The following is a 7326-nucleotide window of genomic DNA, read 5'->3' as shown; positions in this document are numbered from 1 at the left end:
ACAAAAGTGCACACGAGCATACAGGGCAGCGGGAGCATTCCGGCCTTCCCTGCGCAATGGCTTTACGGCTTACTTCGAGCTCTCCCCGGTGAACGGCTTTCTTGCCACCGTCGCTGCGCAAAACTGAAACTGCGCAACTTGACGCCAGCACCGCGGCGTCAGGACCACACGACTTCGCCGTACGCTCGAGCCACACACGTCAGTCGCAGCTCTCGCGTCCATCGCATCTCACCGCACGTTCGTGACCATGGCCAACGCCCCTCATCTGCCGTGAGACGCGCGGAGTCATGCCGCTGATTTGCCCGACATGTTAAGCGGAATATTTTTTTGAGAGCTGCTGGACACAACATCTAGCTGATTTGCCCATCGGACAACGCATTCGATATCTCGCTCGACCAGCCAGCTTTTCAGAACAAGGCGCGCGGCTCCCGGTGAGTCCTGCCTGCCGCAAGTGTGGCATGCTTACCCGCATCGAGCGCGCCAGCTCCTGTCAGGCCGCCGCCCGCAATTTCCGGCGCCAGACCTGCGCTCCATTTAATTGGGTCTGACGTTGAATAATTGGGTCTGACGTTGAACCACGCCGCGGTTCCCTTGACGTACAGTCATGGGCTGGGAAGACGGAGGTTTCCCATGCCGAAGCATCGAACGATCACCAGTGTCGTAGCCGTCGCTCTGCTTGCGGTCACCGCAACAGCCGCCACCCTGCGACCGGTGCCATCCAAGAACCATCCAAACGCATCCGCCGGCATCATGTCGTTCACCGAATTGACGGTCGACGTGAACAAGCTTGCGACGGGTGACTACGAAGACCAATCGTTTGTTTATTTGGCGAAGCGCCATTAGCCGCCTGCTCTGCATGCCTGCGCCGGGCGCGTGGCATGGCGTCGTTGAAATATGCCCGACGTGATCCAGTTCACAGTGCAATGCTTCGGGTGGGTCCATAAACGCCCGGGGCTGACAGATGGATTTCGCACATGGCTAAATCTCTCTCAGACAAGGAACATCAGGCTAATCCGCGGCGCTGGCTGATAACGGCCCTTCTCATCTACGCAACGATAGTCGTCGGTTTGCTGGGATATTTTGTGGTTTTTCCGGATTCTATGATCCAGGGCACGCAAGCCGAAGCTGCGCGGACGCAAACTTTGACGAAACCGGCTCGATATGAGGCTGTGATCGCCAACTGGAACCGGTATCGCAACAAAGACGCGAGGGCGGACGCGCGATAGCGTCTGGAGGCCAGCTACGGCTCATTCGAGCATCAGACGGCCGACGGCTTCGCCGCTCCCGCTTCTAACCACAATGATCTCGCCGCTGGCCGGCGAGATGCCGGTCAACGCAAAAATGTTCGCGCCGTGCGTCACGACGAGCAGGTTTCCGCGCGCCGTCCATTTGGCGATGAGCGCGCGGGCGCCGGCGGTAAGAGTCTCTCGTTGATCTCGCAGCACCACGACATTGCCGAATGTCGCCTCGGTTTCGACGGTCCCCAAGTTCAGCAATTTTCCCGTGTCGATGCATCGGCACCATGGCGAGCTCAGGATTTTTTCGAACGCGATCCCTTCCCGCTTGAGCCGCGATCCGATTTTCTCTGCGTCCATCCGCCCCTTTTCGCTGAGGTTGCGCTGCGTGGCGCAATCATCGACTTGGAATCCCGGTGGATCGCCAACACCACCCGGCGCATCGGCATGGCGCATCAGGGCGATATGGCCGCCTGCCCGCAGCGCCTTCCAGGCATCGGCCGCGTCGCCGGCGCCGGCGACCTCTGCCGGGCCGCAGAAGCCGAGAAAGAGTGTGAAGATGACGAAGCGCATGCGACGCATGGCGGCGGATCTCGAAAGAGCAGGCGATCAGACGCCTGCTCAACGTTACGCCGCAAGCATCGCTTCCGGCACTTCCACGGTCAAGACATGCCGCAACAGCCGCCCTTGCTTACAGCCCCGTATATCCCGCCTTCACCGGATCGCTGCTGCCGTCGAGCTCGCGCAAATAGGTCAGCCCGCACACGGTGAGCCGGTGCGGATCCTTCTCGCCTGCCTCGACCAGCGTGGTGAGGTATTCCGTCACCTTGGCGCGCGCCTCGTCGTTGGCCGCGGCGGTACGGTTCACTAGCAGGTCATAGGTCTGCATGATGCGGTCGATCGCGGCTTCCATGGACTTCTCCTGAGTTGCGTGATGCGGTGATGCGGTCAGGCCGGGAGGCGCGCTTGGAATTCGGCGATCGCCTTGTTGGCGAGCCGGATCCTGTTGAATTCGCCGTGTTGGAACATTCTTACGATGATTTCGAGCAACCGTTCGTCGGTGACGAGGCTATCGGCAATGGCGCCAGTCTTGCGCAGGTAGTTCGACGCGATGGCATAGGCGTCACCCACCACCTCGAAGTTCATGACCTGAATTCCACGCTCGACCAGCATGCCTCACCTGTTCCGTGACAGGGCTGATAATGCGTGGGCGCGAGGAAAGTTCCGTTCCATGGGAACCGGGACATTTCGCGCCAGAAAAGCAAAACGCACCGGACCCGGAAAACCGGGCCCGATGCGCTTTCAGCAGGGCTTACTGCCTTACCAGTTCATTATCCGCCCTTTGGCTTGCCGGTCTTCTACGCGGCCGGCTTAGCCGTTAGGCAGGACAAAATTTTTCAGAGCCGGTAGAGGATCTGGTCGGTCCAGAACCGCTCGAGGCGGTGCAGCGACTTGTTCAGCGTCGCGAACTCCTCGTTCGAGATGCCGCCGACCTGCTCCACCGTCTTGACGTGCTTCTGGTAGAGCGCATCGACGATCTTGCGGATTTCCTGGCCCTGCGCGGTCAGGCGGATGCGGACCGAGCGGCGATCGACGCGGGAGCGCTGATGATCGAGGAAGCCGAGCTCGACGAGCTTCTTCAGGTTATAGGAGACGTTGGAGCCGAGGTAGTAACCGCGCGTGCGCAGTTCGCCCGCGGTCAGCTCCTTGTCGCCGATGTTATAGAGCAGCAATGCCTGCACCGAATTGATATCGGCGCGGCCGCGGCGATCGAATTCGTCCTTGATGACGTCGAGCAGCCGGCGGTGAAGCCGCTCCACCAAAGTCAACGCTTCCAGATAGAGCGGCTGCACCGGAGCTTGACCGGCAGAGCGTTCAGCGGTTTCCACCGCCGTTGCAACGGCTTTGATCATGACACTTCCCCTGTCGTCGTTTTTCGACTTATTTCGACGAAACTTCTGTCCCGCCTGATAGCTTCAACTTAAGGGGGCGGTTTGAAGATCCGCTTAAATAAGAGAATAAAGAGATCATGAATTTAACAGAGTGAATTGTCGATTAAGCCCCATGGATCAAGGCTTTTTGCAATATTTCATTGACGGTGAGAGCGTGATGTTCACGCTTCGTCTGCAAGCCCTGTCGCATTCGGAAACAGGTACGTCTGAAATCGAAACGCTCGCGTAACAGGTGTGGTGGAACCCTTTACGGCCCTTAACGGTGACTGAAACGTTACCGGAAAAATTCTTGAAAATTGGACGGGATCGCGTCGCGGTTTCTGCACACGGATGAATTATGGCGGGAAACTGACACGTTGTTGCGCTTCTCTTCTCCTTCTCCCCGCCCTCGACCCCGCAAGAGCGGGGCGAGGGAGTACAGAGCAAGCGTCCTACGGCGGGCGTTCGCGCGCGGCCATCCAGGCGAGCGCCAGATACGCCGCCAGCATCACGGCTTCGAGTCCCACCACCGTCAGGCTGCCGCCGTAGATGCCCGGAAACATCAGTTCGATCACCGCCATCGACACCACGGTGGTAAGCCACACCACCGCGCCCCAGGGCGTCGCAAGCCAGAGGCCTACGGCGGCGACGAGTTCGATCACGGCGAAATAGACGGTCGCGGTCTGCCAGGCCATCGACTGGTTCTCGAACGCCTCTTCCTCGCCGCCGATGAATCCCGTTACCTGCGCCCAGTGGTACAGGCCCTTCAGGATCGAGATAACCGCCATGATGCGCAGGAACAGCACCAGCCGGCGCGTCCACACGTTCTCGTCGGGCTCGATCCGCTCCGACGACATCGCCGCCATCGACATCGCGTTGTCCCTGGACTTGTCCCGCCCCTGATCGCGCGCCGACGCATCAGACATGGAAGCTGACCTGGTCGCCGACCTTAGAGCCGATCCGGGAGCTGACCTCGGAATCGGGGCTCAACGCGTGCTGGGATGTTCTCATGGACCATCTCTTGGCCCGCCGGGGCGGTAAAATCAATTGCCCATGAGGCAGATCAAGGCGCGGTGACGGCGCAGTCGCAAGGTGCTAGAATTGGAACAAATCAAAATTGACCCGCCGCCTCCAGGAGTACCCATCACATGGCGATCAAATTCGGGCGTCCGATCGAAATGCGCGACGCGCCGCGGCGGCAGACCGCCCTCGCCTCCACCCCGCTGGACCTCGCGATCCGCCCCCGGCGCAACCGCAAGGCGGAATGGGCGCGGCGGCTGGTGCGCGAAAACGTGCTGACCACGGATGATTTGATCTGGCCGATGTTCGTGGTCGACGGAAGCAATATGCGCACGCCGGTGGCCTCGATGCCCGGCGTCGACCGCCTCACCGTCGATCAGGCGGTGCGCGACGCCGAGCGTGCGATGAAGCTCGACATCCCCTGCATCGCGCTATTCCCCTATACCGAGCCGTCCTTGCGCGACGAAGCCGGTTCCGAAGCGCTCAACCCGAACAATCTGGTCTGCCAGTCGGTGCGCGCGATCAAGAAGGAATTCCCCGATCTCGGCGTGCTCTGCGACGTCGCGCTGGATCCCTTCACCAGCCACGGCCATGACGGACTGATCGAGGATGGCAAGATCCTCAACGACGAGACGGTGGCGTTACTGGTGCGGCAGGCGCTGGTGCAGGCGGAGGCCGGCTGCGACGTCATTGCGCCCTCCGACATGATGGACGGCCGCGTCGGCGCGATCCGCGAGGCGCTGGATGAGGCAGGTTTTCTCGACGTGCAGATCATGTCCTACGCAGCGAAATATGCTTCCGCCTTCTACGGCCCGTTCCGCGACGCCATTGGGTCTGCGAAGACGCTGACCGGCGACAAGCGCACCTACCAGATGGACAGCGCCAATTCCGACGAGGCGCTACGCGAGGTCGAACTCGACATCGCCGAGGGCGCCGACATGGTGATGGTGAAGCCCGGCATGCCCTATCTCGATATCGTGCGGCGGGTGAAGGATACGTTTTCGATGCCGACCTTCGTCTACCAGGTGTCCGGCGAATACGCGATGATCGCGGCGGCCGCCAATAACGGCTGGATCGACGGCGACCGCGCGATGATGGAAAGCCTGCTCGGCTTCAAGCGCGCCGGCGCGGACGGGATTTTGACGTACTTTGCGCCGAAGGCGGCGGAGAAGATCAAGGCGGGCGGGTAAAGCCTCCGCTCTCTTCGCGTCATTGCCTGCGACAAACGCGAAGCGTTTGCGCAAGGGAGCAACGCGACGAAGCAATCCATCCATCCGTTGTGCCGCACGATGGATTGCTTCGCTTCGCCCGCAATGACGGGGTGAGAGCGGCGTTCCCCCACCCCCAATATTGCACGCTGTTAATGGTCGCAGGCCCTTGGCGACGGCGCGGCCGGTTCCCATGTTTCGTTCGGGAAATTCGGCCTGGAGGACGAACCATGTCTTATAGCGGCTCTGGCAATACCGGCGGCGACGCTTCTGGCGGCGCCTGGCGGAACGACGGCGGGGTGCCGCCGCATGCGTTCGATCCTGACCTGCAGCCGGAACTGTTTCGCGGCGTGCTGACGCGGCGGGTGTTTGCGTTCCTGATCGACCTCGTCGTGCTATCGGTTCCTGTCATCCTCGGCTACATCTTCATTGCCGTGTTCGGCGTCATCACGCTCGGGCTCGGCTGGATGCTGTTCTGGCTGGCGTGGCCGGCTACCATCGTGTGGGCGATCGTCTATTACGGCGCTTCGATCGGCGGCCCGCATTCGGCCACCATGGGCATGCGCGCGATGGATCTGGAGCTGCGGACCTGGTACGGCGCCCCGGGCTATTTCGTGCTCGGCGCCTGCCATGCCGTGCTGTACTGGGTCTCGATCTCGTTCCTGACGCCGCTGGTGCTGCTGGTCGGCCTGTTCAACGGCCGCCGCCGGCTGCTGCACGACATCATCCTGGGAACCGTGGTCATCAACAGCTCGGTTCGCACTCAGGTAGCGCCGTCGGCACGCAGCAGCTACTGAGCGATCAGCAAACCAATTGACCGTCAGCCTTCGGAGCGCGATGTTAGAGCCGGTCCGGTCCCGGAATGAATCGGGGCCGGACCGGCGCTTTTTCGTTTTGACGCGTTTTCTTAACGCGATCAGTGTCTACTTCGCGCGAAAGCGCTATGGTTGATTTGTTTCGGAGGCCTGACGACCCGACGTGACCCAGCACTCGCGTGACACCCCGCAATTCTACCTCACGGCGCCCTCGCCCTGCCCCTATCTGCCGGGCCGGCACGAGCGCAAGGTGTTCACGCATCTGGTCGGCGACAAGGCCGGCGACCTCAACGACCTGCTGACCCATGGCGGCTTCCGCCGCAGCCAGTCGATCGCCTACCGCCCGGCCTGCGACCAGTGCCGCGCCTGCGTCTCGGTGCGCGTGGTCGCCAACGAATTCCGCCCCTCGCGCAACTTCAAGAAGGTGCTGGCGCGCAACGCCGACATCGTCGGCGAACAGCGCAGCGCGGTGCCGACGTCGGAGCAGTATTCGGTGTTCCGCGCCTATCTCGACAAGCGGCATCGCCATGGGGGCATGGCCGACATGACCGTGCTCGACTACGCGATGATGGTGGAGGACAGCCATGTCGAGACCCGCATCATCGAATACCGCAAGCGCGGCGTCGACACCGGCATCACCGGGCGCGGCGAGGATCTGATCGCGGTGGCGCTGACGGACGTGCTCAGCGACGGGCTGTCCATGGTGTATTCGTTCTTCGAGCCGTCGCAGCAGAGCCGCTCGCTCGGCACGTTCATGATCCTCGATCACATCACCCGGGCACGCAGGCTCGGGCTGCCCTACGTCTATCTCGGCTACTGGATCGAGGGCTCCAAGAAGATGGACTACAAGGGCCGCTTCCTGCCGCAGCAGCGTCTGGCGCCGTCCGGCTGGCTGCGGGTCGATGCATCGGGCGAAATGCTGTCCGAGCCGCAGGATTAAGAAGCGCTCGTAGCCACCAACGCTACTCGTCATCACCCGCGAAAGCGGGTGATCCAGTATTCCAGAGACGGCATTGGCTGAATCGAGAGGCCGCGGCGTACTGGGCGGATTCAACCGGTCGTCGCAACACTTCATGTATGGCTCACTCGGAGAAATTCGTCGAGAGTTTCCGCTGGT

General features: G+C 61.6%; 10 protein-coding genes. 5 read left to right on the top strand and 5 right to left on the bottom strand.

What is annotated here, in order from left to right:
* Nucleotides 1-630: 630 nt before the first annotated feature.
* Both JQ624_RS37775 and JQ624_RS37770 read left to right on the top strand, forming a co-directional pair.
* Nucleotides 631-843: a hypothetical protein gene (locus JQ624_RS37775; protein ID WP_212423939.1), complete on the top strand. Its 213-nt coding sequence runs from the start codon at nt 631-633 to the stop codon at nt 841-843.
* Nucleotides 844-974: 131 nt separating this feature from the next.
* Nucleotides 975-1226 (top strand): hypothetical protein, encoded by a 252-nt coding sequence (locus JQ624_RS37770; protein ID WP_212423938.1) that lies wholly within the window; start codon nt 975-977, stop codon nt 1224-1226.
* A gap of 21 nt (nt 1227-1247) precedes the next feature.
* On the opposite strand, the gene JQ624_RS37765 is transcribed toward JQ624_RS37770, so the two are convergent.
* The 5 genes from JQ624_RS37765 to JQ624_RS37745 all read right to left on the bottom strand — a co-directional run bounded on the left by JQ624_RS37765 (nt 1248) and on the right by JQ624_RS37745 (nt 4092).
* A complete protein-coding gene (locus JQ624_RS37765) occupies nt 1248-1817 on the bottom strand; it encodes a histidine phosphatase family protein (protein ID WP_212423937.1) in 570 nt (189 codons plus the stop codon).
* Nucleotides 1818-1926: 109 nt separating this feature from the next.
* A complete protein-coding gene (locus JQ624_RS37760) occupies nt 1927-2148 on the bottom strand; it encodes a hypothetical protein (RefSeq protein WP_212423936.1) in 222 nt (73 codons plus the stop codon).
* A gap of 35 nt (nt 2149-2183) precedes the next feature.
* Nucleotides 2184-2408 (bottom strand): hypothetical protein, encoded by a 225-nt coding sequence (locus JQ624_RS37755; protein WP_212423935.1) that lies wholly within the window; start codon nt 2406-2408, stop codon nt 2184-2186.
* A 224-nt stretch (nt 2409-2632) separates the two neighbouring features.
* Complete coding sequence (gene ldtR / locus JQ624_RS37750; RefSeq protein ID WP_074276258.1) at nt 2633-3148, bottom strand: transcriptional regulator LdtR; 516 nt, start codon at nt 3146-3148, stop codon at nt 2633-2635.
* 470 nt (nt 3149-3618) lie between these two features.
* Nucleotides 3619-4092: a DUF6163 family protein gene (locus tag JQ624_RS37745; RefSeq protein ID WP_212423934.1), complete on the bottom strand. Its 474-nt coding sequence runs from the start codon at nt 4090-4092 to the stop codon at nt 3619-3621.
* A gap of 222 nt (nt 4093-4314) precedes the next feature.
* Here JQ624_RS37745 and hemB point away from each other — a divergent pair, with 222 nt between their 5' ends.
* From hemB to JQ624_RS37730, 3 genes are all read left to right on the top strand, one after another.
* On the top strand, nt 4315-5376 hold the full coding sequence (gene hemB, locus JQ624_RS37740) for a porphobilinogen synthase (protein ID WP_212423933.1): 1062 nt from the start codon (nt 4315-4317) through the stop codon (nt 5374-5376).
* A 248-nt stretch (nt 5377-5624) separates the two neighbouring features.
* A complete protein-coding gene (locus JQ624_RS37735; protein WP_212423932.1) occupies nt 5625-6191 on the top strand; it encodes an RDD family protein in 567 nt (188 codons plus the stop codon).
* Nucleotides 6192-6372: 181 nt separating this feature from the next.
* Nucleotides 6373-7149 (top strand): arginyltransferase, encoded by a 777-nt coding sequence (locus tag JQ624_RS37730; protein ID WP_212423931.1) that lies wholly within the window; start codon nt 6373-6375, stop codon nt 7147-7149.
* The last annotated feature ends 177 nt before the right edge of the window (nt 7150-7326 follow it).

The organism is Bradyrhizobium sp. AUGA SZCCT0283 (assembly GCF_018130385.1).
Lineage (GTDB): Bacteria > Pseudomonadota > Alphaproteobacteria > Rhizobiales > Xanthobacteraceae > Bradyrhizobium.
The sequence above is the reverse complement of the archived record's forward strand: the minus strand, read 5'-3'. Positions and strand labels throughout refer to the sequence as shown.